25 protein-coding genes and 1 pseudogene are annotated in these 19,447 nt (G+C 60.7%); 20 read left to right on the top strand and 6 right to left on the bottom strand.

The features are described from left to right. The 7 genes and pseudogenes from ACIQ36_RS09145 to ACIQ36_RS09115 all read left to right on the top strand — a co-directional run. Window positions 1-258, top strand: a pseudogene (locus tag ACIQ36_RS09145) (ABC transporter permease); the annotation flags it as partial. Next, complete coding sequence (locus ACIQ36_RS09140) at window positions 255-1,130, top strand: TauD/TfdA dioxygenase family protein (protein WP_395828452.1); 876 nt, start codon at window positions 255-257, stop codon at window positions 1,128-1,130. The pseudogene ACIQ36_RS09145 and the gene ACIQ36_RS09140, both read left to right, overlap by 4 nt. 134 nt (window positions 1,131-1,264) lie before the next feature. Next, window positions 1,265-2,230, top strand: a complete 966-nt coding sequence (locus ACIQ36_RS09135; RefSeq protein ID WP_395828450.1) for a ketopantoate reductase family protein — start codon at window positions 1,265-1,267, stop codon at window positions 2,228-2,230. A gap of 41 nt (window positions 2,231-2,271) precedes the next feature. After that, window positions 2,272-2,835 carry a cysteine hydrolase family protein gene (locus ACIQ36_RS09130; protein ID WP_395828448.1) on the top strand — a complete coding sequence of 188 codons (564 nt, stop codon included), beginning with the start codon at window positions 2,272-2,274 and terminating at the stop codon, window positions 2,833-2,835. A gap of 57 nt (window positions 2,836-2,892) precedes the next feature. After that, a complete protein-coding gene (locus ACIQ36_RS09125; protein ID WP_395828446.1) occupies window positions 2,893-3,966 on the top strand; it encodes a hypothetical protein in 1,074 nt (357 codons plus the stop codon). Between the two features lie 50 nt (window positions 3,967-4,016). Continuing rightward, a complete protein-coding gene (locus tag ACIQ36_RS09120) occupies window positions 4,017-5,021 on the top strand; it encodes a hypothetical protein (RefSeq protein WP_395828444.1) in 1,005 nt (334 codons plus the stop codon). Window positions 5,022-5,105: 84 nt separating this feature from the next. Then, on the top strand, window positions 5,106-5,480 hold the full coding sequence (locus tag ACIQ36_RS09115; RefSeq protein ID WP_395828442.1) for a c-type cytochrome: 375 nt from the start codon (window positions 5,106-5,108) through the stop codon (window positions 5,478-5,480). Between the two features lie 4 nt (window positions 5,481-5,484). Here the strand turns inward: ACIQ36_RS09115 and ACIQ36_RS09110 are convergent, their stop codons facing one another. Continuing rightward, a complete protein-coding gene (locus ACIQ36_RS09110; protein ID WP_395828440.1) occupies window positions 5,485-5,880 on the bottom strand; it encodes a tautomerase family protein in 396 nt (131 codons plus the stop codon). Window positions 5,881-5,993: 113 nt separating this feature from the next. Here ACIQ36_RS09110 and ACIQ36_RS09105 point away from each other — a divergent pair, with 113 nt between their 5' ends. From ACIQ36_RS09105 to ACIQ36_RS09070, 8 genes are all read left to right on the top strand, one after another. Continuing rightward, window positions 5,994-6,875 (top strand): LysR family transcriptional regulator, encoded by an 882-nt coding sequence (locus ACIQ36_RS09105; RefSeq protein WP_395828438.1) that lies wholly within the window; start codon window positions 5,994-5,996, stop codon window positions 6,873-6,875. Window positions 6,876-6,947: 72 nt separating this feature from the next. Beyond that, window positions 6,948-7,139, top strand: coding sequence for a zinc-finger domain-containing protein (locus ACIQ36_RS09100; RefSeq protein WP_045774846.1), 192 nt, complete (start codon window positions 6,948-6,950; stop codon window positions 7,137-7,139). Between the two features lie 4 nt (window positions 7,140-7,143). Continuing rightward, complete coding sequence (gene polA / locus ACIQ36_RS09095) at window positions 7,144-9,933, top strand: DNA polymerase I (protein WP_395828436.1); 2,790 nt, start codon at window positions 7,144-7,146, stop codon at window positions 9,931-9,933. 19 nt (window positions 9,934-9,952) lie between these two features. Then, the gene (locus ACIQ36_RS09090; RefSeq protein WP_395828434.1) at window positions 9,953-10,441 is read left to right on the top strand and encodes a peptidylprolyl isomerase; all 489 of its coding nucleotides are present in this window, start codon (window positions 9,953-9,955) and stop codon (window positions 10,439-10,441) included. After that, window positions 10,428-10,988: a peptidylprolyl isomerase gene (locus tag ACIQ36_RS09085; protein ID WP_395828432.1), complete on the top strand. Its 561-nt coding sequence runs from the start codon at window positions 10,428-10,430 to the stop codon at window positions 10,986-10,988. Before ACIQ36_RS09090 ends, ACIQ36_RS09085 begins: the two co-directional genes overlap by 14 nt. Next, complete coding sequence (locus ACIQ36_RS09080) at window positions 10,988-11,506, top strand: GNAT family N-acetyltransferase (RefSeq protein WP_395828430.1); 519 nt, start codon at window positions 10,988-10,990, stop codon at window positions 11,504-11,506. The genes ACIQ36_RS09085 and ACIQ36_RS09080 overlap by 1 nt, the downstream gene beginning before the upstream one ends. A gap of 107 nt (window positions 11,507-11,613) precedes the next feature. Next, window positions 11,614-12,267: a polyhydroxyalkanoate synthesis repressor PhaR gene (phaR, locus tag ACIQ36_RS09075; protein ID WP_395828428.1), complete on the top strand. Its 654-nt coding sequence runs from the start codon at window positions 11,614-11,616 to the stop codon at window positions 12,265-12,267. Window positions 12,268-12,294: 27 nt separating this feature from the next. Next, on the top strand, window positions 12,295-12,627 hold the full coding sequence (locus ACIQ36_RS09070) for a hypothetical protein (protein ID WP_395828426.1): 333 nt from the start codon (window positions 12,295-12,297) through the stop codon (window positions 12,625-12,627). Here the strand turns inward: ACIQ36_RS09070 and ACIQ36_RS09065 are convergent. Then, complete coding sequence (locus tag ACIQ36_RS09065) at window positions 12,624-13,130, bottom strand: hypothetical protein (protein WP_395828424.1); 507 nt, start codon at window positions 13,128-13,130, stop codon at window positions 12,624-12,626. The two genes, ACIQ36_RS09070 and ACIQ36_RS09065, sit on opposite strands and share 4 nt — an antisense overlap. A gap of 25 nt (window positions 13,131-13,155) precedes the next feature. On the opposite strand from ACIQ36_RS09065, the gene ACIQ36_RS09060 reads away from it, so the two are divergent. The 3 genes from ACIQ36_RS09060 to ACIQ36_RS09050 are packed head-to-tail and all read left to right on the top strand — an operon-like array spanning window position 13,156 to window position 15,411. Further along, complete coding sequence (locus ACIQ36_RS09060; RefSeq protein WP_395828422.1) at window positions 13,156-13,986, top strand: LytTR family DNA-binding domain-containing protein; 831 nt, start codon at window positions 13,156-13,158, stop codon at window positions 13,984-13,986. A gap of 49 nt (window positions 13,987-14,035) precedes the next feature. Then, window positions 14,036-14,803 (top strand): hypothetical protein, encoded by a 768-nt coding sequence (locus tag ACIQ36_RS09055; protein ID WP_395828420.1) that lies wholly within the window; start codon window positions 14,036-14,038, stop codon window positions 14,801-14,803. Window positions 14,804-14,805: 2 nt separating this feature from the next. Next, window positions 14,806-15,411, top strand: coding sequence for a hypothetical protein (locus ACIQ36_RS09050; RefSeq protein ID WP_395828418.1), 606 nt, complete (start codon window positions 14,806-14,808; stop codon window positions 15,409-15,411). On the opposite strand, the gene ACIQ36_RS09045 is transcribed toward ACIQ36_RS09050, so the two are convergent. The 3 genes from ACIQ36_RS09045 to ACIQ36_RS09035 form a co-directional block, all read right to left on the bottom strand. Continuing rightward, the gene (locus tag ACIQ36_RS09045; RefSeq protein ID WP_395828416.1) at window positions 15,350-15,631 is read right to left on the bottom strand and encodes a hypothetical protein; all 282 of its coding nucleotides are present in this window, start codon (window positions 15,629-15,631) and stop codon (window positions 15,350-15,352) included. The genes ACIQ36_RS09050 and ACIQ36_RS09045 overlap by 62 nt on opposite strands. Further along, window positions 15,628-15,828: a hypothetical protein gene (locus ACIQ36_RS09040; protein WP_395828414.1), complete on the bottom strand. Its 201-nt coding sequence runs from the start codon at window positions 15,826-15,828 to the stop codon at window positions 15,628-15,630. The genes ACIQ36_RS09045 and ACIQ36_RS09040 overlap by 4 nt, the downstream gene beginning before the upstream one ends. A gap of 66 nt (window positions 15,829-15,894) precedes the next feature. After that, entirely contained in the window at window positions 15,895-17,013 is a 1,119-nt protein-coding gene (locus ACIQ36_RS09035) for an NADH:flavin oxidoreductase (RefSeq protein WP_395828412.1), read from the bottom strand. A gap of 95 nt (window positions 17,014-17,108) precedes the next feature. Between ACIQ36_RS09035 and ACIQ36_RS09030 the strand changes: the two genes are divergently transcribed. Continuing rightward, window positions 17,109-17,486, top strand: a complete 378-nt coding sequence (locus ACIQ36_RS09030) for a winged helix-turn-helix transcriptional regulator (protein ID WP_395828410.1) — start codon at window positions 17,109-17,111, stop codon at window positions 17,484-17,486. Here the strand turns inward: ACIQ36_RS09030 and rlmN are convergent. Next, entirely contained in the window at window positions 17,483-18,664 is a 1,182-nt protein-coding gene (rlmN, locus tag ACIQ36_RS09025) for a 23S rRNA (adenine(2503)-C(2))-methyltransferase RlmN (RefSeq protein ID WP_395828408.1), read from the bottom strand. The genes ACIQ36_RS09030 and rlmN overlap by 4 nt on opposite strands. A 197-nt stretch (window positions 18,665-18,861) precedes the next feature. Between rlmN and ACIQ36_RS09020 the strand changes: the two genes are divergently transcribed. Next, window positions 18,862-19,447: protoglobin domain-containing protein (locus ACIQ36_RS09020; protein WP_395828406.1), on the top strand; the 586-nt coding region annotated here is incomplete at its 3' end.

The raw sequence follows: 19,447 nt of genomic DNA, 5'->3' as shown, positions 1-19,447 counted from the left end.
CCGCAAATCCTCTCGGGCCTGCGCATCGGCTGGGCTTTTGCTTGGCGCACCTTGATTGCCGCCGAGCTTGTGTTCGGCGTGAGCGCGCGTTCCGGCGGGTTGGGCTGGTATATTTACGTCAATCGGGCGCAATTAGAGACGCCGAGTGTCTTTGCAGGGCTTCTAACTGTGATTATCATCGGTCTCGTTATCGAGGGGCTGTTGTTTCGCACCCTCGCAAAAATAACTGTAAACCGCTGGGGGCAGGAACAATCATGAGTGCATCTTTCGAAATCCGCGATTTGCCCGAAATTCTGGGTGCCGAAATTCTCAATCTCGATCTGGCGCAGCCGCTGGACGATGATGATTTCGCCCGCATCCGCCGCAGCCTTGCCGACCGGGCCGTGTTGGTTTTCCGCGATCAGGAAAAGCTGACCCCTGAGCAGCAAATCGCCTTCAGTCGGCGCTTTGGGCCGCTGGAAATCCATGTGCAGCATCATTTCCATCTGGCGGGCCACCCGGAAATTCTGATCGTCTCGAACGTCATTGAGGACGGTAAGCCCTTGGGCCTCGTCGATGCCGGGAAATATTGGCACTCGGACCTCTCCTATATGGCGCTGCCCAGCCTGGGGTCGCTGCTGCATTCGAAGGAATGGCCCGCCGAGGGCGGCGATACTTTGTTCGTGAATATGGTTGCGGCCTATGAGGCGCTGCCCGACGATCTGAAAGCGAAGATCGACGGTCTGTCCGCCGAGCACAGCTACCTTGCCCGCAATCTCAAACAGCAAAAGCTGAACGGCGAGCTGCGCCCCGGCCTCACCGCCGAACAGGCGGCGCGGGTGCCGCCGGTGGTTCATCCTATCGTCCGCGTTCATCCGGAAAGCGGCAAACGCGCGCTGTTTGTCAGCGAGGGATTTACCACCCATATTCTCGGCCTGCCGGAAGAGGAAAGCGATGCGCTGCTGGCCCAGCTCTACGCCCATTCCACCGCGCCGCAGTTCCAATATCGGCATAAGTGGCAACCGAACGATATGGTGTTCTGGGATAATCGCCAGACGCTGCATCTCGCCACCGGCTGCCCGCCGGACCTGCGCCGTACCTTGTACCGCACCACCGTTCAAGGCGATGCCCCGCGCGGGATTGCGGCCTAACGCGCTTCGGAATACGAACACCGAAAGGCGGGGGGCTTCCCCGCCTTTTTTGTCACCGCGACAAGGTTTGTTTTCCAAGCAGGGGCGAAGCTCGCAATAGTCGGGGGCTCTAAAGAGAGAGTTGAGACGAGGCGATGAAGATTACGATTTTGGGCGCGGGCGCGGTCGGCGGACATATTGCCGCCCGTCTGGCAAAAGCAGGGCTTGCGGTTTCGGTTATTGCGCGCGGACCGCACTTGGCCGCTATTCAGGCGAACGGCTTGCGGCTGACCACCGAGGCTGAGGATTTCACCGTGCGCCTCCCCGCCTCCGACCGGGCCGAGGATTTCGGCCCGCAGGATCTGATTATCAGTACGGTAAAGGCCCATAGCCTCACCACTGTCGTGCCCGCGCTCAAAAGCCTCTCCGGCCCGCAGACCAATATCGTCTATGCCGTCAATGGTGTGCCCTGGTGGTATTTCCATAAGCACCCGAAGCCCGACTGGGCTGAACGCCCCATCGACCGGCTCGATCCGGGCGGGCTGCTGTGGCGCGAGGTTGGGGTGGAACGCGCCCTGGGCTGTGTCATTCAATCGCCGAACACGATTGTCGCGCCGGGGGTCATTCACTGCAAATGGGTGCAGAGCAGCTTTACGCTGGGCGATCCTGCGGGCGGGATAACTCCGCGCCTTGCCGCTATCGTGGATGCCTTAAAGCCCGGATTGGATGGGGTGACGGCGACCGAGGATATCCGCACCGCCGTATGGAAGAAAATCGCGCTGAATGTGGCGGGGTCCTGCCTGGGCGTGCTCACCCTATCCGCCGAAGGGCAGGTCATCGCCGATCCGAACCTTTTGCCGCTCTATGAGACCCTGCTGAGTGAAGCCAGCGCCGTTGCCGCCGGATTGGGGGTGAGCGCCGCCCCCGATATTCCGACCCGCCTCAAGGCCATGGCGGGCAGCACCCACCGCGCCTCGATGTTGCAAGATATGGAAGCCGGGCGTCCGATGGAAATCGAAGCCCAATTGGGCGCGGTGCAGGAACTCGCACGCCTCGCCGGGGTGCCGACCCCCACCTTGGATATCCTGCTGCCGTTGATCCGCGCCCGCGCCCGGCGCTAACGGGGCTTGCACGGGCGGCGAAGTTCGTCAATCTTCACTCAATGACGAAGCTTCCCCCGCCCGCCGCCGTTTTGTTGCTGATCGACCTGCAGAAGGCGATTGACGATCCTTCCTGGGGACACCGCAATAACCCGCAGGCGGAGGCGAATATCGCCCAACTGCTGGCCCATTGGCGGAAGCATGGCTGGCCGGTGTGGCACGTTCGCCATGATTCGACCACGCCCACCTCGCTCTATCGGCCCGGCCAGCCGGGGCACGATTTCAAGCCGGAAACGGCCCCGCTGCCCGATGAATTGGTGATCGGCAAACGCACCAATAGCGCTTTTATCGGCACCGATCTCGACGCGCGCCTGCTGACCGGGCGGCACCCGGCCTTGGTGGTGGTCGGCGTCGTCACCAATAATTCCGTGGAAGCCACCGTGCGCATGGCGGGAAACTTAGGCTTCCCAACCTTTTTGGTCGAAGACGGCTGCTTTACCTTCGGCCTTAAGGATTGGAACCGGGTGAAGCGCACCGCCGAAGAGGTGCACGCCTTCACCCTCGCCAATCTCGACGAGGAATATTGCACCGTCACAACAACGGCGGCGGTTCTGGCGGCGGAGTAGTCTTGGCTCGGGCGCGCATCTCCGATAAGTTGCAGCATCCGAATTGATGAGGCCGCCGTGACGATTTCCGAAGCAACCCTAAAGAAAGCCATCGCCGACGGCCTGCTGACGGCAGACCTCGCCGACCGGCTGCGTGCCGTCGAGAGCGCTGACATGACGCCAGATGACCCCGAGCAGCTGCGCTTTATTTCAGGCTTTAACGATTTTCTCGTCGTTATCGGTATCATATCATTTACCGCTGCCACCGGCTTTCTCGTTGGGATGGTTAGCCCCTGGGCGGGAGGCCTAATGTTTGCTCTCGCCACTTGGGGCGTGGCCGAATATTTCACCCGCAAGCGCCGAATGGCTCTAGCAAGCATCGTATCGGCGCTTCTTTTCGCGTTTGGGAGCTATTTAACCGCACTTATCGCACTGGGAGCAGAATCCCTCGATGAACGTAATGTATTCGGGCAATCAAACACGTTCCTCGCCCTGGGCGTTTCTGCGATTTCATTAATCCCTTATTATGCACGATTTAGGACTCCGATTGTTCCCGCAATGTTCTTGGGAGCAATATTTCTCACAGGAGATACGTTTTTTGATAAAAATCCGAGTGATCTCGGAAAGATCTATACGCATTATCTAGCCCCAATTTTTGGTATAATTATATTGGTCTATGCAACCCGGTTAGACTATCTCAATTCGGACAGACGCAGTATACAGTCCGATATAGCATTCTGGCTCCATTTGCTCGCCGCCACTCTCATTGTTCATCCAATAATGTTGTGGTCTTCTTTCGAGTACGGCAGTGTCGTGAACGACGAAGTAAAAAGGGCGTTAGCCTACGATAACCAGGCGAAAATCCGTTTGGCAATAACACCAATAATGATTTTCACCGCCCTTCTGGTTAATCGTCGCGCTATTTTAGTATCTATTCTAATTTATATCTATGTATCCATAGCAAAATTAACTGATATTGATACCGTACACTTTGGTGATTCAGTCGGAGCATACATCTCAATACTCGTTGTTGGCAGCCTAATTCTCATTTTAAGCGTCGGCTGGCATCCAATCCGCCAAATACTATTGAAGATAGTGCCCTTTAGGCTCCGTCGCCTACTGCCAAGGGGCGACGCTCGAAGCTACGGCTAGTGACAAGTCGAGCAAGAGTAGCCCGATACCGCAAAAATCAGAGTACCTCCATGATCTCCTATGAAACCCTCACCCAAGCCATCGCGCGCGGCATCATCACCGCCGAACAGGCTAACCAAATCCAAGCGCTCACGAGTACCGACGCCCCACCACAAGACGACGAAAAACTGCGCTTCATTACCGGTTTTGGCGATCTTTTCGTTGCGATTGGGCTTGTGCTGTTCCTGGGGGCGCTGGGCTATTTCCTTAGTCACTGGACCGTCGCCGCCGTTGGGGCGGGGTTGGCCGTAGCATGTTGGGGGTTGGCTGAGTTTTTCACCCGCAAGCGCCGGATGGCCCTGCCCAGCCTGTTGCTGCTGGTCGGGTTCGTGGGGAGCATTCTGGTCGCGGTGAGCTTTGGTCTTGCGCTCCTTCAATCAGACACATCACCGCTGGAGTGGCATTTTGCTGTGGGCGGATTGATTGCCGCCGTCGCCGCCTGGGGGCATTACCGCCGCTTCAAAACCCCGATTTCCCCCGCGGCAGGGTGCGGCGCGCTCACCGGCATGCTGGTGACGCTGGTTTACTCAGCCGCGCCCGATGCCGCGCCGGTGGTTATTCCCTTCCTGCTGCTGATCGCCGGGATCATTGCCTTCACGCTCGCCCTGCGTTTGGATTTTCAAGACCCGCGCCGCGAAACCCGGCGCACCGATATTGCCTTTTGGCTACATCTGCTGGCGGCCCCGCTGATCGTTCATCCCACCATGTTTTGGATCGGCGCGCTCAGCAGCGGCAGCAATCCAGTTTTGACGCTGGGCTTGTTTTGTGTGCTGGCGTTGATTGCGCTGGCCGCAGACCGGCGCGCAATTCTGGTTTCCGGCCTTCTTTATGCCGGGGTAGCGATTTCCTACCTCGGGCAGACGCGCGGGCTTTCCGCCGATACGCCGATTGCTTTGGCGCTGCTGCTGCTGGGCGCGCTCATCCTCGCCCTTAGCGCCGGATGGCGGGCGATTCGGCGCACGCTGCTGGCGCTGCTCCCCGCCCCCCTTCGCCGCGTTTTGCCGCAGGTGAATTGAGACGCGCTTGATCTGGATCAGCCCCTCCTGCGCCGCACTCGGCTAGGCTGGTGTCCTGTTCCGCTCATCCGATCAGGAGAGATCATGCGCTTCCCCCTCGCCGCCGTGGCCGTCAGCCTCGCCCTAGCGTCCGCCGCCCTTGCCGATGGCGACGCTGCTGCGGGATTGAAGATCTATACGACCAAATGCAAGATTTGCCATTCGGTCGATGCCAACGGCAAAAACGGCGTCGGCCCCAACCTGAATGGGGTGTTTGGGCGGACGGCGGGCACCAAAGAAGGCTTTGCCTATTCCCCGGCGATGAAGGCGATGGGCACGGTCTGGAGCGCCGATACGATCAAAGCCTATGCCGCCAACCCTAAGGATAGCGTTCCGGGCAATAAGATGGCCTTCGTCGGCATTAAAAACCCGGAGGAGCTCGAACACCTCATCGCCTATTTGAAAGAGGCAACGAAATAGCCTTTCAGGTTGCGGGGTGGGCGTGGTCGGCATAGGCCTCGCCGCGCCCCAGCGACCAATCGAGGGGCGTGTTCTCGACCAGCGCAATCATAACATCGTCGGCCCGAAACCCGGCTTTTACCGCGCCGTCAACCACGGCTCGATAGAGGGCGCGCTTTTGATCGCTCGTCCGGCCAGTCAAGAAGACGATCTCGATAATGCTGGCCTCGGCTGACCGCTCAACATTGGGAAAGGTCGGATCGAGAATCATAGCGTCGGCGGCAAAGCGCGTGATGAGCTGAAACCGATCCTTCTCGGGAACGCCGCAGGTGGCGACAAGCGCGGAATGAACGGCATCGGCCAACCTGCGGGCGCGGTCGGTAGGGAGCGCGGCGGGAATCGATAAACGGGCTAGCGGCATGGGGGGCTCCAAAGCAATCGGTAGGGATGAGGCTTTGGAGCTTATCTTTGAAAAATTTTCTGATATATACGCTATCCTATCCATCATTCATTCCCTGAAGTCAGGAATATACCATGTCGGCGGGTGATATGGCCCTGTTCGTAAGGGTCGCAGAGCTTGGCAGTTTCGCGGCGGTTGCCTTAGAAATTGGACAAACCCCCTCCGGCGTTTCCAAAGCGCTAACCCGCCTGGAAGATCGCTTGGGGGTAAAGCTCCTGCACCGCACCACCCGAAAGCTGGTCTTAACCCAGGAGGGCGAGACCTACCTGAGCCACGCCCGGCCTATTCTGGCGGCGATTGAGGCAGCCGATGCCGAGGTCGCCGGTCAAGGCGGGGTGCCGCAAGGTTTACTGCGGATCAATACCGGAACCGCGTTTGCCAAGCATCGACTAGCAGCGCTGCTGCCCGGCTTTCAAAAGGCTTATCCGCGCATCACCCTGTCCCTCTCGGTCAACGATCACCGCATTGATCCCCTCGCCGATCAGGTCGATGTGACCATTCGCGTGGGCGCGCTTTCCGATAGCGACCTGATTGCCCATCCGCTTGGCAGCGTTCATCGGATCATCGCCGCGAGCCCCGAATATTTGGCGCGGTTTGGAACGCCGGAGCAGCCGGGCGATCTTAGAGCTCACAATTGTCTACGCCTCAAGGGTGCCTCGGCCCAAACCCTGTGGCCGATGATCGAAAACGGCCAAACCGTCGCCTGCCCCGTCTCGGGGACAATCGAGTGTGATAGCGCCGATCTTTTGCTGGATTTCGCTTTAGCGGGGCTGGGCATTATTCGATTGGGCGATTTTCTGGGCGAAAAGGCCCTGGCCGATGGCCGACTAATCCCACTGCTGGCGGCTTACCATAACCCAACCCCAGCGCCGATTACCGCCCTCATCCTTCCAGGTCGACAAAAGCTCCCGCGGGTCCGGGCTTTTATCGACTATCTCAAGCGGGCGACGAAATAGCCTCCCCCCTTGATCCCCTCACCGGCTCCGCTATGATCCCGGCAGCTTTGGCCCCGAAGGAAAGACGCGCCCATGACTGCCGCCCATAAGCCGGTCGAGACCATTCTGGTTGATACCACCACCATTCCCTGCGATGGCGACGGCGGGGCGTTGGGGCATCCGCGCGTCTACCTGAATATCGAAGCCGCAGGCCGGGTCGAATGCCCCTATTGCGGGCGCGAATATGTGCTGAAAGAGGGCGCAAAAAGCCACGCGGGCCATTAATCCCGTGGCGGGTAAGACGCTTTATCTGGTCGATGGCTCGGGTTTTATCTTCCGGGCCTATCACGCGCTGCCGCCGATGTCGCGCCCCGATGGGGTGCAGGTGAATGCCGTCTATGGTTTCACCAATATGCTGGCGCGGCTGCTGAGCGATGCCGGGGCGGAGCGCGTCGCGGTGATTTTCGACGTCTCGCGCCACTCGTTCCGCACGGAGCTTTATCCGCAGTATAAGGCGCACCGCCCGCCCGCGCCGGAAGATTTGATTCCGCAGTTCGCCCTGATCCGGGAGGCGACGCGCGCTTTCAACGTCCCCGCCATCGAGCTTGAGGGGTTTGAGGCCGACGATCTGATCGCCGCCTATGCCGCCGCTGAAGTGGCCGAAGGCGGCGACGTGATTATCGTCTCCTCCGATAAGGATTTGATGCAGCTTATCCGCCCCGGCGTGTCGCTGCTCGATCCGATGAAGAATAAGCCCATTGGGGCGGCGGAAGTGCTGGAGAAATTCGGGGTTCCACCGGAAAAGGTCGTCGATGTTCAGGCGCTGATGGGCGATAGCACCGATAATGTGCCGGGCGTGCCGGGGATCGGGCAAAAAACCGCCGCCGAACTGATTAATCTCTATGGCGATCTCGATACGCTGCTGGCGCGGGCGGAGGAAATCAAACAGCCCAAACGCCGCCAAAGTCTGATCGAGCATGCCGAGCTAGCCCGCATATCGCGCGAACTCGTGCGCCTGCGTGAAGACGCCCCGCTGCCGGTAGCTCTGCCGGAGTTGGATAAGCGCGCGCCCGACCCCGAGGCGCTGAAGGAATTTCTGGTTGCCCAGAACTTCCGCTCGCTGCTCTCAAAATTGCTGGGGCCGGATGGGGTGAAGTTGGCCGTCGCGCGCGCCGCCGCAACCCCTGCGCCAACCGTTGCGCCCGCTCCCGGCAGCGTGACGATGCCGACGCCCGCCGACGCGCCGCGCACCTACGAACTCGTTCAAACGCACGACCGGCTCGACCATTGGATCGCCCGCGCCCATGCAGTGGGCCAAGTGGCGTTCGATACGGAAACCAGCAGCCTCAATGCCACCTCGGCGGACCTTGTCGGCATTTCGCTGGCGGTTGCGCCGGGGGAAGCCTGCTATATCCCCCTCGCCCACGGAACGCCCGGCGGGCAACTCGATCTTGGCGGCGACCGCCCGCAGCAGATTCCGCTGATCGAGGCGCTTGAGGCGCTGAAGCCGCTTTTGGTCGACCCGAGCGTGCTGAAAATCGGCCAGAATCTGAAATATGATATGGTCGTGCTGGAAAAATACGGCGTTTCGATTACGCCCTATGACGACACGATGCTGCTCTCCTACGTGCTCGACGGCGGCAAGCACGGGCACGGCATGGACGAGTTGGCCCAGCGCCACCTCGGCATCACCACGATTTCCTATGAGGAAGTGTGCGGCAAGGGCAAGAAGCAGATTGGGTTCGCCGAAGTCGCCCTGGACCGTGCCCTCGCCTATGCCGCCGAAGACGCGGACGTTACGCTGCGCCTGCATTCGGTGCTGAAGGCGCGGCTGCTGCTGGAACGGCAAGTGCATCTCTATGAGAGCATCGACCGCCCCATCCCGACGATCATCACCGCGATGGAAACCACAGGCGCGCTGCTGGACCGCAACCGCCTGCGCGAGCTTTCCACCGATTTTGGGCAACGGATGGCGGTGCTGGAAAGCCAAATCCACGAAGCGGCGGGCGAAGTGTTCAACATCGCCTCGCCGAAGCAGTTGGGCGAAATCCTGTTCGGCAAGCTCGGCCTCGCCGATCAGGGCAAGACCAGCAAGACCGATAATTACTCGACCTCGGTGGACGTGCTGGAAGATTTGCGCGCGTCCCATCCCGTCCCCGGCATGGTGCTGGATTACCGGCAGTTGGCGAAACTGAAATCCACCTATGCCGATGCCCTGGTGGAGCAGATCAACCCGCGCACGGGGCGGGTCCATACCAGCTTCGCCCTAGCGCTCACCACCACGGGGCGACTGTCGTCGTCGGACCCGAATTTGCAGAATATCCCCATCCGCACCGAAGAGGGCCGCAAGATCCGCGAGGCCTTCATCGCGCCGGAGGGGCATAAGCTTATCGCCATCGACTATAGCCAGATCGAACTGCGCCTGCTGGCGGAAGTCGCGGGCATCGATACCTTGAAGGAGGCTTTCGCCGCCGGGGTCGATATTCACGCGCTCACCGCCTCGCAGGTCTTCGATGTGCCGCTGGAGACGATGGATAAGGAAACACGGCGCAAGGCCAAGGCCATCAACTTCGGTATTATTTACGGCATGAGCGCCTTCGGCCTCGCCCAGAATATCGGCGTCAGCCAGGGCCAAGCGCAGGCCTTTATCCGCGCTTACTTCGAGCGTTACCCCGGCATTCGCGCCTATATGGACCGGATGAAGGCTTTCGCCAAAGAGCATCAGTTCGTCGAAACGCTGTTCGGACGGCGCTGCTGGGTGCCGACGATTGCCGATAAAAACGCCGCCCGCCGCAGCTTCGCTGAACGCCAAGCCATCAACGCCCCCCTGCAAGGCACCGCCGCCGATATTATGAAGCGGGCGATGATTAAGGTTTCTGCCACGCTGGCCGCCACCAAGCTTCCGGCGAAAATGATTCTGACCGTGCACGACGAACTTTTGTTCGAAGTGCCGGACACCCATATCGACGAGGCTATCGCCACGTTGCGCCCAGTGATGGAAAACGCCGCCGGGTCTGTGGTATCGGTGCCCCTGATTTGCGAAGCCGGGGTCGGCCAGACCTGGGCTTCCGCGCATTAATCCCTGAAGAGGTAAGAAAATGGTTGAGATTGCCGATCGCGAAAACGCGCTGTTCCTGGAACTGAAAGATGGCCGCGTGACCATCGAACTCTTCCCGGACAGCGCGCCGAACCATGTGGCCCGCATTAAAGAGTTGGCGCGCGAAGGCTTTTACGACGGGATCGTCTTCCACCGCGTCATCGAAGGCTTCATGGCGCAAACGGGCGACCCCACCGGCACCGGTTCGGGCGGCTCGGGCAAGAAGCTGAAGGCGGAATTCAACGACCGCAAGCACGTGAAGGGCACCTGCTCCATGGCGCGCGCCGCAAGCCCGGACAGCGGCGACAGCCAATGGTTCATCTGCTTCGGCACGACGCCGCACCTCAACGGTCAATATACGGCCTGGGGCCAGGTGATCGACGGGATTGAGCATGTGGACGCCATTAAGCGCGGCGCGCCGGGCTCGGGCGCGGTGAAAGACCCCGACCAGATCGTCTCCTTGAAGGTGGCCGCCGATGTCGCTGAGTAATCTCTCCCGCCGCCTGCTGCTGGCCGCCGCCGCCAGCCTGCCGCTGCTGGGGCTGCCCGCGCTGGCCGCTGCAACCCCCGATAACACCCTGGTGCTGGAACTCTCCACCGGCCCGGTCGTCATCGAACTGCGCCCGGATCTGGCCCCGAAGCATGTGGCGCGCATCAAGGAACTGGTGCGCCAGGGCTTCTATAATGGCGTAGTCTTTCACCGCGTCATTGATGGCTTTATGGCCCAAGGCGGCGATCCCACCGGCACCGGCATGGGCGGGTCGGGCGTGAAGCTGCCGCGCGAGTTCAGCTCGGAAAAGCACCGTCGTGGCACCGTCTCGATGGCCCGCGCCCAAAGCCCGGATAGCGCCGACAGCCAGTTCTTCATCTGCTTCTCCGACGCGCCGAACCTCGACGGGCAATATACCGTTTGGGGCCGCGTGACCTCGGGCATGGAAGCGGTGGATAAACTGCGTAAGGGCGATCCTAGCCGCAATGGCGTGGTGACGAACCCGGATAAGATCGTTAGCGCTTATATCCAGGCCGATAAAAAGTAGTGCCGCCGACCGCGCCGCTGCTGGTGCCGACCAGCCTTGAAACCGAGCGCCTTCTCCTCCGCCTGCCGGAGGAGAAGGATTTGCCGGGCATGACCGCTTTCGTGCAAGACCCGCTGTCGATGCGGTTCTTCGGCGGCGTGCAGGGGGTTGAAGGAAGCTGGCGGTTTCTCGTCGGCGCGCTCGGTCATTGGCAGCTTCGCGGCTTTGGCTTTTACAGCGTGATCGACAAAGAAAGCGGGGCTTGGATTGGCCGCATCGGTTTTATCCGCCCCGTAACCTGGCCCGCGCTGGAACTCGCCTGGGGCCTGCTCTCCCCCCACTGGGGCAAGGGCTATGCGCCGGAAGCAGCCCTTGCCATTCGCGCCCATCGCCCGGCAGGCGAGCGGCTCGTAAGCTGCATCGATCCCGAAAACCTTGCCTCGCGCCGCGTGGCCGAAAAGCTGGGCTGCGTTGAGGCTGAAGAAACGCTGCTGTTTCACGAATACCCGGCCCGCGTGTGGGAACATCCCCCCGCCTGATCCCCTTCTGACCGATCTTTGTGCAATGCGGCAGTTTGACGGCAGCGATTCTATGCTACACTCTTCCCTAACGAAAAATGAGCGACGCTTTTAGGGAAGGTGACGTAATGACCCAACCGCAATCGGTTCCCCCGCACGCATCGGCCCAGGACACGGGAAGCGATTCTAAGCGGCAGATTACGATTAAGAAATACGCCAATCGCCGCCTCTATAATACGGCGACCTCCAGCTACGTGACGCTCGACACCCTGTGCCAGATGGTGAAGGACGATGTGGATTTCGTCGTCTATGACGCGAAAACCAGCGAAGATATTACCCGGCAAGTGCTGACGCAGATCATCGTTGAAGAAGAAGGTAAAGGGCAGAATATGCTGCCCATCAGCTTCCTGCGCCAGTTGATCGGCCTTTATGGCGATAATATGCAGTGGCTGGTGCCGAGCTATCTTGAAACCGCCATGCAAAGCTTTGCCCGCAATCAGGGCGAAATGCGCCAGTATTTCCAAGAATCCTTCGGCAGCCTGTTCCCCTTCGGCTCCTTCGATCAAATGAGCAAACAGAATATTGCCATGATCGAACGGGCGATGCGCATGTTCACCCCCTTCGGTGCCCCCGGTGCTGCGGGCGCAGGCGAGATGAAACCGCAAGCCGCGCCGACCCCGATGGGTCAGCCGGTGCAAGTCTCGGACCTGAAGCGGCAGTTGGATGCGCTGCAAGCGCAAATCGAACGCCTCAATCCCGGCTCTAAAGCCGACAAAGCTTAACCCTCCAACCGGGCGGCGGGCGCGATCATGGTTGCGATCATCCCGATCACTTATCAGCCGGTCGCCCCGGCCCGTCCGGTCCGCCGCCGCCAGCCGGAGGCGGAAGAGCAGCAGGACGAAAAGCGCACCGAAGAGGCGACCGCCGGAGCCAATGCCGCCCGTCCGCGCTTCGATCTGGACGATGAGGGCGACGATCTCGCCGATCCTCGCCAACGTCGCCGTTCGAAGGGCCTTGCCCTCGTGGCCGCGCAGGTCACGTTCCAGGCGCAACAGTTCGCCCAGGAGCATCTCGGTAACGGGCTTTATTACGAGCCGTGGGGGACCGCCACCGCCGCGTATAAGCGTTGGGAAGGTGCTTAGGCTTGGCGTTTGACCGGCTTTGCCGTGCCGCCATAAGTGGGCCGCCAGATCAGCCGATCCAGAAGCTGCATGCCGCCTTGGGTTAGGATCAGCAGCACAATCGTCGCGGGAAAAATCATCTCCCGCATCGTTCCGCCGAAAATCGTTGGCAGAACCCGGAGCGCGAGGGCAATCAGCAGCCCGGTATAGGCCCCGGACATGCTGCGGTAGTGGGTAATCAGCCACGCCGGATTGCGCGTGCGCCGCCACCGCCAAAGGGCGAAGGTTCCAACGCACACCGCCACCAGCGTGACCAACGACAAAATATGCAAAAAATTAAACCCGCCGGTTAGCCCGTACAACATAAGTCCGGTCGCCCCAGTCACGAACAACCCGAAGGCCGAAAGAATGCCCAAACGGCGGTGCCAAGCATTGCCTTTGCGCGGCAGAGCATAAAGGATAGCGCCCGTTGCAAGGGCTAGGATCGCGCTTGCGACGTGCAGGGTAAGAGGATCGAGCGTCATGGAACTATCTCCGGCAAGGTTAAGAATGCTCTTCGCCGTCGCGGCGGGGGTGGGGGTGTTTCTGGCGTTTCTCGGGCCGTTCGGCAGCTATGGTGCGCCTCTGGCCGACCGACTGATCTTCTGGATCACCTCGGTTGTGGCGGGAACCGGGCTGTCGGTATTGACCACGCTGCTGCTGCCGATGCGCTGGCGGGGTCCCTCCGGCCCGGTCTATGTGCTGACGGCGACGATCCTGGTAACACCGCTGCAAACCCTGGTCGTGCAACTGCTGCTGCCGCTGCTCGCCCCGCCGCAGGTGGTGGCCGAGATCACCTTCTGGCGGCAGGTGCCCAATGTGGCCGTGTTGATGCTTATAGGGACCAGCGCGGCCTGGTTTTTTCAAATGCGCGCCCAAAGCGCGCCTGCCCCGCCGGAGCCCGCCGCCCCAAGCCAACTGACGCCCGAACCCGCGCCCTTTTTCGAGCGGCTCCCGCCCGCGCTCGGCACCCGGTTGCTCTGCCTTGAAATGGAAGACCATTACCTGCGCGTCTATACGGACCAGGGCAATGCCCTGATCTTGCTGCGGCTGCGCGATGCGGTGGCGGAGTTGCGCGCGGTGCCGGGGGCACAGGTTCATAAAAGCTGGTGGGTGGCCCGCGCCGCGCTCGCCGGGGCCGAACGGGGTAAGAGCGGCTGGGAGTTGATTCTCACCGACGGGCGGCGTGTGCCGGTCGGGCGCACCTATCGGCCCGCGCTGGTGGCGCAAGGGTGGCTGCCGGGCGGGCGCAAGGGGGACGAGACGGGACATGCGTCTGAGATACCGGAGCCCGCCGAAAACCCAAGCGCGCCTTCGCAAAACGCCCGGATTTCGTCGTAAACGCACGGCCCGGCTGTTCGCGCTTCGTGAACGACGCTAGAATAATCCGATGATTCGCCTACTCCTCATCCTGCTCTTCCTGAGCCTTGCCCCAGCGGGCTTCGCACAACAGTGCCACCTGCCCGACCGATTGACCGCCCCCGCCCCCTGCCCGGACCGGAGCCGGGGTGACGGCGAAACGGCGGCCCGCGGCCAACCCGGCGATTTCGATTTCTACGTTCTCGCCCTCTCCTGGTCGCCCGCCTTTTGCGAGCAGGCAAAGGACCGCGCCGGGGCCGATCTTCAGTGCCGCCGCAACCGCTTCGGTTTTGTCGTGCATGGGCTCTGGCCGCAGTATGGGCCCGGAAAAGGAGATGGGGGCAAGGGGAGTTCCTGGCCGCAGTTCTGCACCCCCGCCGCCCCGGTGGCCGAAGCGACCCTGCGCCGCGCCCTCTGCCTGATGCCCAGCGAACGGCTGGTACAATGCCAATGGGCAAAACACGGCACCTGTTCGGACCAACCGACGCCGGATGCCTATATCGATAAAATCCAGCGCCTCATGGCAGGGCTCACCCTTCCCGACTTCACTAAGGGCGGTAGCCGAACGGTGGCCGAGATCGCCGAAGCGTTTATTACCGCCAATCAAGCGCGCGGCCTTACAAGCGCCCATATTCGGCTCGATCTTGGCCGGGATGGACGGTTGGAAGAGGTTCGGATTTGCTATGAGAAAAAGCTCAATCAGTTTCAAGCCTGCGGCGAAACCGTGGGCGGCTTCAATCCCGCCGACCGGCGCGAGAGCGGCAAGCGCGTGTTGATCCGCGCCGTGGCCCCGTCATGAGGATGCGCGCGCTCCTGCTTAGCCTGCTGGCTCTGCCCGCCCTAGCTCAGGCCCCCTCGGGCACCGGCGGCGTACCGCGCCCGGCGGTTCCGGTCGCACCCGCTCCCGCCCCGGCCGTGAAACCCGCCCCGGCGGCGACGGGCCTTCTCCCCCTCGCCGACACGCGCGCACGTCTCGAAGGGGCACTCGGACGGCCCGTCACAAAGCCCCAGTGGGATGGATTAACCCGCGCCTGGAAAGAGGCAATGGCCGAAGCGCGGATCGCCCAAAATGCCTATGCGGACCGGCTGGCCGGGATCACGCAACTCTATCGCGGGCGCATTACCGAACTCATGCCGCCGCTCGAACAGGTCGGCAGTTTCGACGGGGTTTCGCTCTTCCCAAAACTCGAAAAAGAACGCGGTCTGCCGCTGACCCGCGAGGAAAAACTCGCCATCGCGGACGCCGATAAGGCCCGGCGGGCGCAGGTTCTGCCCATCGTTAACGGAATGGCCGACGCCTACGCCAGCGCCCTCGGGCTGCCGGTCGAAAAAATAAAGCTGGCGCTTAGTAGCGCCGCTCCGGCGGCATCAGTACCACCGTCCGCGCCGCCGCCGGCCAAGAACTGAAGGCGAAGATCCATACTGCCAAGGGAAGCAGCGGCGTAAAGCCAATCAAGGCCCACCAGGGCGAATAACCCGCGCGCGTCAGAATCCGCGCCAGCATCCAGCCCCACAGCAGCGCGAAGGGGATGAACAGGAGCAACAGGAACCCCCAGGAGGCTAGCACGACCAGCCCCCAAACGGCGCCCATCAGGCTAAAAATCAGGGCAAAGAAGCCTTCGATCATCTGAGCCGCCGATACTGAAGCCGCGTGTCGCCATCGATCTTAGGCCAAGCCGCGAAAGCGAGAATCGCCACTGCCAAGATCGGCCCGATCAAGGGAATCAGCACGATAAGAGACAAAAACGGCGACAGGCCCGCCCGATTGTAGGCGAACCACGTCGGTACCACGATTAGAAGGCCCAATAGGGTCAACGGGTCCATAAAAACTCCTCACAGGCCGTTCTCCCAGAGATGGGAGAGCGGCCCGCGAGGTGCAAGAGGCTGCGTTTAGACAAGTTCCTTCATCGCGGCGGGCGAGAAATCTTTCAGTGCGCCGGGTTCAGTTTTCAGGGTTTTTGCCGCCCAATGCGGATCATTAAGCAGCGCCCGACCGATGGCGATCAAATCAAACTCCTGCCGCTCCAAGCGGCGCACAAGATCGTCAATGCCCTGCGCGGTCGAAGCCTCGCCTTTGAAGCTGCCGAGGAAATCGCCCGACAGCCCGACCGAGCCGACGCTGATCGTGGCCGCCCCGGTAAGCTTCTTAGCCCACCCGGCGAAATTCAGCCCCTCGGCCCCATCGACTTCCGGGAACTCCGGCTCCCAGAAACGGCGCTGCGAGCAATGCAGAATATCCGCCCCCGCTTCCACGAGCGGCAGCAGCCAATCGGTCATCGCGTCCGGCGTTTCGGCGAGACGGGCCGCATAGTCCTGCTGCTTCCATTGGCTCACCCGCAGGATGATCGGAAACTCCGGGCCAACGGCCTGCCGGGCAGCCTTGACCACCTCAAGCGCAAAGCGGCTACGCTCGGACAGGGTTGCCCCGCCATAACCATCGCTGCGCAGATTGGTGCCGGACCAGAAGAATTGATCAATCAAATAGCCGTGCGCGCCGTGCAACTCGAAGGTATCGAACCCCAGCCGCTTGGCATCTGCCGCCGCGCGGGCGAAGGCGGCGATGGCGTCAGCGATATCGGCGTCGGTCATAGTCTTGCCGCGCGGTTTGCCCGGCGCTTCCAGGCCCGAGGGGCTTTCGATCAGGCTGGCGTCGGGTGCCCAATCGGCACTGCCCGTTACCGAGCCGACGTGCCAAAGCTGCGGCCCCATCCTGCCGCCTGCGGCATGGACGCCATCGATAACCTGCTTCCAGCCCGCTAAGGCCGCGTCGCCATGAAAGAACGGGATACCCGGCAGATTGCGCGCGGCGGGCCGGTCGATCACGGTGCCTTCCGAGAGGATGAGCCCCACATCGGCTTCGGCGCGGCGGCGGTAATAGGCCGCATTGGCCTCGCCCGGAATGCCCTCGGGCGCAAAATTGCGCGTCATCGGGGCCATGACGATACGATTTTTCAGCGTCAGGGTTTTCAGCGAAAAAGGCTGGGAAAGGGCATTCGTTAAAATCATCATAAGGTCTCCGGTTAACGTTGACCCATAGGTATATTTTTTATATCTGGTTTCAATTAGGTACTTATACTTCACTAGGTAGCCTTGGAGAAACTGAAATGAAGGACACCCATCCGCAATTTCACGTCAATTGCCCAAGCCGACTGCTGTTCGATCAGATCGCCGATAAATGGTCGATGATGGTGCTGAAAGTGCTGGACGATGGCCCGCAACGCTTCAACGCCATCAAACGCCAGCTCGAAGGGGTAACGCAGAAGGCGCTAACCCAATGTTTGCGGCGGCTGGAGCGCAATGGGCTGATCGAGCGCCGCGTTATCACCGCCTCGCCGGTTGCCGTAGAATATGAAATCACGCCGCTCGGGCGTACTCTGCAAACTCCCTTCAAGGCGCTTTACGCCTGGACGGTGCAGAATCTCCCGGAAGTGGACGCCGCGCGCGCCGCTTTCGACGCACGCAACGGACCAAACAGTCTTTAAGCCGCCGCTCCCGGCAGTACCACACCCGGCGACGGGGCGGCAGGACCGGGTGCAAAGCCGGTTTGGGTGCGGCGGATACGCTGGCTTTCGGACTTCAACTGACCGCAGGCGGCGCCAATATCGCGCCCGCGCGGCGTGCGCACCGGCGAGGCGTAACCGGCGTTATTGAGCACAGCGACGAATTTTTCGATTTGGGCATCGGTCGAGCACTCATAGGGCGCGCCCGGCCAGGGGTTGAACGGGATCACGTTCACCTTGGCGTGAATGCCGCCGAGCAGCCGCACGAGTTCCTTGGCGTCGGCCACGCTGTCGTTCACATCGCGCAGCATCGTATATTCGAACGTCACCCGGCGGGCGTTGCTCGCGCCCGGATAGGTTCGGCAGGCCTCCAACAGCTCGGCAATCGGATATTTCTTGTTCAGCGGCACGAGAATATCGCGCACATCGTCGCGCACGGCGTGCAGAGAAATCGCCAGCGCCACGCCAATTTCCTCGCCCGTTCGGCGGATCATCGGCACGACCCCGGAGGTCGAAAGCGTAATGCGACGGCGCGACAAAGCGATGCCCTCGTGATCCATCACGATCTGCATGGCTTTTTTGACGTTCTCGAAATTATACAGCGGCTCGCCCATGCCCATCAGCACGATGTTGGACAGCATGCGCCCATCCTGCGGGCTCGGCCATTCGCCGATACAATCGCGCGCCAGCATCACCTGGCCCACAATTTCGGCAGGGTCCAGATTGCGGACCAGCTTCATCGTGCCGGTGTGGCAGAAGCGGCAGGTGAGCGTGCAGCCGACTTGACTGGAGACGCACAAAGTGCCGCGATCTTCTTCGGGAATATAGACCGTTTCGATTTCATTGCCGTCGTCCATCCGCAGCAGCCACTTGCGGGTGCCATCGACGGAGAGGCGATCGACTTTATTTTCCGGGCGGCGGACTTCGTAGGTTTCGGCGAGGCGGCGGCGGAAATCCTTATGCAGCGTCGTCATTTCATCGAAGTTGGTTTCGCCGCGATGATAGAGCCAGTGCCACAATTGCTTCGCGCGGAACGGCGCTTCGCCCAAGGCCAACATTTCGGCCTTCAGTTCCTCGCGGGTCAGGCCGATCAGGTTCTTTTTGCGCGGCTCTTGCGCGGGAATACCCGCCCCGTCCAGCCCATCCACACCCTGCGTCACGCCCGATCTCCTTAAACCTTCTCGGCACCCTAATCTTTGACATTAGCAGATTAGCCCTATACTGCCCAGATGGTGATTATCATAAGCCCATGCAGCGCACCCCGTATCGTCGTTGGATTTTTTTGATAAAGACAAAAATTAAAATCTCGGTATGATTGCGGAGCAAAATCAAAAACATTCATAGGGCAGCTAAAGCCATGCAGAACATCAAAAAAATTACAACAAATGCCGCACAAACACGCGATGAACGTTTACTTTTCCTTAATATATCAAATGATATAAATGAAACTTTACAACATGTCCGCAGTTTGATTGCACCACACCTCCCCGGCATTGTAGATATATTTTATAACCATCTGGGCAAATTCGCAAAACTCAATGCAATGCTGGGTGGCCCTAGCCGTATCGCTCATTTGAAAAAAGCCCAGATCGAGCATTGGACCGCGCTCCTCTCCGGTCAATACGATGATGAATTCTTCCACCGCGCAGCGCGCATCGGCTTAGCCCACGCCAAAATTGGCCTAGAGCCGCGCTGGTATCTGGGGGGCTATTGCCTTGTGCAGAACCATTTGGATGCGCTGCTCGTAAAACTGATCCGCTGGGACCGCCCCAAGCTAATGCGCTGCCTGGAAGTCCTGCATCGGGTGATCTATCTCGATATGGATTTAGCCGTTTCCGTGTATATCGACCGGCTTGAGGAGCAGACCCATGAAGCAAGACTACAGATTGCCGGATCACTCGAAGAGCGGGTTAAGGATGTCATTGGGACGCTTCAAGCATCGA

The sequence above is a fragment of the Elstera sp. genome, from assembly GCF_044372965.1.
In the GTDB taxonomy this organism is placed as follows: Bacteria; Pseudomonadota; Alphaproteobacteria; order Elsterales; family Elsteraceae; genus Elstera.
Note: the sequence above shows the minus strand (reverse complement) of the source record. Positions and strands in the feature narration are given on the sequence as shown.

Bases quoted from the DNA above. Each gene is read 5' to 3' on its own strand.
- ACIQ36_RS09140 (WP_395828452.1), top strand. From the start codon at position 255: ATGAGTGCATCTTTCGAAATCCGCGATTTGCCCGAAATTCTGGGTGCC.
- ACIQ36_RS09135 (WP_395828450.1), top strand. From the start codon at position 1,265: ATGAAGATTACGATTTTGGGCGCGGGCGCGGTCGGCGGACATATTGCC.
- ACIQ36_RS09130 (WP_395828448.1), top strand. From the start codon at position 2,272: ATGACGAAGCTTCCCCCGCCCGCCGCCGTTTTGTTGCTGATCGACCTG.
- ACIQ36_RS09120 (WP_395828444.1), top strand. From the start codon at position 4,017: ATGATCTCCTATGAAACCCTCACCCAAGCCATCGCGCGCGGCATCATC.
- ACIQ36_RS09115 (WP_395828442.1), top strand. From the start codon at position 5,106: ATGCGCTTCCCCCTCGCCGCCGTGGCCGTCAGCCTCGCCCTAGCGTCC.
- ACIQ36_RS09110 (WP_395828440.1), bottom strand. From the start codon at position 5,880: ATGCCGCTAGCCCGTTTATCGATTCCCGCCGCGCTCCCTACCGACCGC.
- ACIQ36_RS09105 (WP_395828438.1), top strand. From the start codon at position 5,994: ATGTCGGCGGGTGATATGGCCCTGTTCGTAAGGGTCGCAGAGCTTGGC.
- ACIQ36_RS09100 (WP_045774846.1), top strand. From the start codon at position 6,948: ATGACTGCCGCCCATAAGCCGGTCGAGACCATTCTGGTTGATACCACC.
- ACIQ36_RS09090 (WP_395828434.1), top strand. From the start codon at position 9,953: ATGGTTGAGATTGCCGATCGCGAAAACGCGCTGTTCCTGGAACTGAAA.
- ACIQ36_RS09085 (WP_395828432.1), top strand. From the start codon at position 10,428: ATGTCGCTGAGTAATCTCTCCCGCCGCCTGCTGCTGGCCGCCGCCGCC.
- phaR (WP_395828428.1), top strand. From the start codon at position 11,614: ATGACCCAACCGCAATCGGTTCCCCCGCACGCATCGGCCCAGGACACG.
- ACIQ36_RS09070 (WP_395828426.1), top strand. From the start codon at position 12,295: ATGGTTGCGATCATCCCGATCACTTATCAGCCGGTCGCCCCGGCCCGT.
- ACIQ36_RS09065 (WP_395828424.1), bottom strand. From the start codon at position 13,130: ATGACGCTCGATCCTCTTACCCTGCACGTCGCAAGCGCGATCCTAGCC.
- ACIQ36_RS09060 (WP_395828422.1), top strand. From the start codon at position 13,156: ATGCTCTTCGCCGTCGCGGCGGGGGTGGGGGTGTTTCTGGCGTTTCTC.
- ACIQ36_RS09055 (WP_395828420.1), top strand. From the start codon at position 14,036: ATGATTCGCCTACTCCTCATCCTGCTCTTCCTGAGCCTTGCCCCAGCG.
- ACIQ36_RS09050 (WP_395828418.1), top strand. From the start codon at position 14,806: ATGCGCGCGCTCCTGCTTAGCCTGCTGGCTCTGCCCGCCCTAGCTCAG.
- ACIQ36_RS09045 (WP_395828416.1), bottom strand. From the start codon at position 15,631: ATGATCGAAGGCTTCTTTGCCCTGATTTTTAGCCTGATGGGCGCCGTT.
- ACIQ36_RS09040 (WP_395828414.1), bottom strand. From the start codon at position 15,828: ATGGACCCGTTGACCCTATTGGGCCTTCTAATCGTGGTACCGACGTGG.
- ACIQ36_RS09035 (WP_395828412.1), bottom strand. From the start codon at position 17,013: ATGATGATTTTAACGAATGCCCTTTCCCAGCCTTTTTCGCTGAAAACC.
- ACIQ36_RS09030 (WP_395828410.1), top strand. From the start codon at position 17,109: ATGAAGGACACCCATCCGCAATTTCACGTCAATTGCCCAAGCCGACTG.